2 protein-coding genes are annotated in these 1,383 nt (G+C 60.7%); both read left to right on the plus strand.

Annotation, left to right across the window (positions count from 1 at the left end):
- Nucleotides 1–166: 166 nt before the first annotated feature.
- On the plus strand, nucleotides 167–664 hold the full coding sequence (locus tag CF68_RS34490) for a hypothetical protein (RefSeq protein WP_035827981.1): 498 nt from the start codon (nucleotides 167–169) through the stop codon (nucleotides 662–664).
- Between the two features lie 314 nt (nucleotides 665–978).
- Nucleotides 979–1,200 (plus strand): DUF1484 family protein, encoded by a 222-nt coding sequence (locus CF68_RS34495; protein WP_035827983.1) that lies wholly within the window; start codon nucleotides 979–981, stop codon nucleotides 1,198–1,200.
- The last annotated feature ends 183 nt before the right edge of the window (nucleotides 1,201–1,383 follow it).

A 1,383-nucleotide genomic window follows, 5' to 3' on the forward strand; every position in this document is an offset into this window, starting at 1 on the left:
ACCTAGCTTTGACTCTCCAACTTTACGGGGTCAGTTCAGTGCGGGAGAGGGCTGGGGTGAGGGCCGGAGCATCGACGAAGTGACGCGTGTCGGTATGCCACCGCCAGCCCTCTCCCCCGGCCCCTATAGTATCCTCGCGGGTTCCCCGACCCGTACCACGAGATTGATGCACCACACCGACGACGCCCTGCCCGAGCACGAATCCACCGCCATCCACGAGCCCCGCCTCTGGCGCGACAAGGGCTGGACCGCCCGCGTCATCAAGAACGAGGACGGCGACGGCTGGGCAGTCGAAATGATCCGCGACGGCAGCGCCGAGCCCGCGCTGGTTGGTCCCTGGACCATGGGGCGGAACAAGGTCGATCCCAAGCCGCTGGATGCCACTGCGCACCAGACGCTGGTCAAGACTGCTTCAGAGGTGATCCGGCGGCATGAGCAGCAACTGCATGCGCAGCTCAACAAGCAGGTCAGTATCGAGTCTGAGTCCGGCACTGTGATTGTGAAGCTCGCCATTACGCCGGATGAATTCGAGCCCTTTGGCACGCTCACGGCTGAAGATCCCTTCGGCGATGTGCTGGCGACGGTGAAGGTGCGGCCCGACTTTCGGCTGACGCGAGACAGCGCCGAGCGCTGGGCTGCTGGTGGGTTCGACAGGATTCGCTAGGCAACTGCCTCACAGCGAAGCGCCGGAAGATCGCGAATCGTCTGATCGCCACAGACGACAGAGATGGGAACACTAGAGCCATCACCGAAACAACGGTGATCGGGCGTACCAACCCGGATCGTGTTACGGACGGCCGTGTCATGCGGCCAAGTTCGCGCGTCCACGTCTCCTCAGTTTATGGCGGGCCGGGCGGGGCAGCCGCAAGGCTGGCCGGATTACTCCGTTGACGACCGGTTTGGTACCCCCGCTGTCTGGCCCGCCACCCTTCATTTGTACCCATCAGGCGGGTCTTCCAACTTTGATAGGAGCTCGCAATGCAGGAACAAACCGCGTCGAAACAACAAACCGTGTTGGCCGCTATTCCGGAAGAATTTCGGGAATCGATGGATTGCATCAGTGCTGGACTGGACAGGGTGCTGGCGCTGTTGGAAGTGGAAAGCGAATGTTCGGATGCTTGTTTTGGCATCCGGTGCCTGGTGGAGATGATTAAGGCGAAACTTGATCGGACGGCGGGGGAGATTTGTCCGGTGGAGTGAGTGGTGGCGCTGATGCAGCCGGGGGGTGTTGCTCCGGTGGGATGGAATAACCGCAGCTTCGGCTGCGGTTATTTTTTGGGAGCTGGTACAGAGCTGGTTGGTCTGCCGCGTGGACTGGCGCATATCGGCCAATTTGCATCGTCCACACTTATGGCGTGTTCACACTAATTGGATTTAGTTGTA

Source organism: Cupriavidus sp. SK-4 (assembly GCF_000611125.1).
Taxonomy (GTDB): Bacteria; Pseudomonadota; Gammaproteobacteria; order Burkholderiales; family Burkholderiaceae; genus Cupriavidus; species Cupriavidus necator.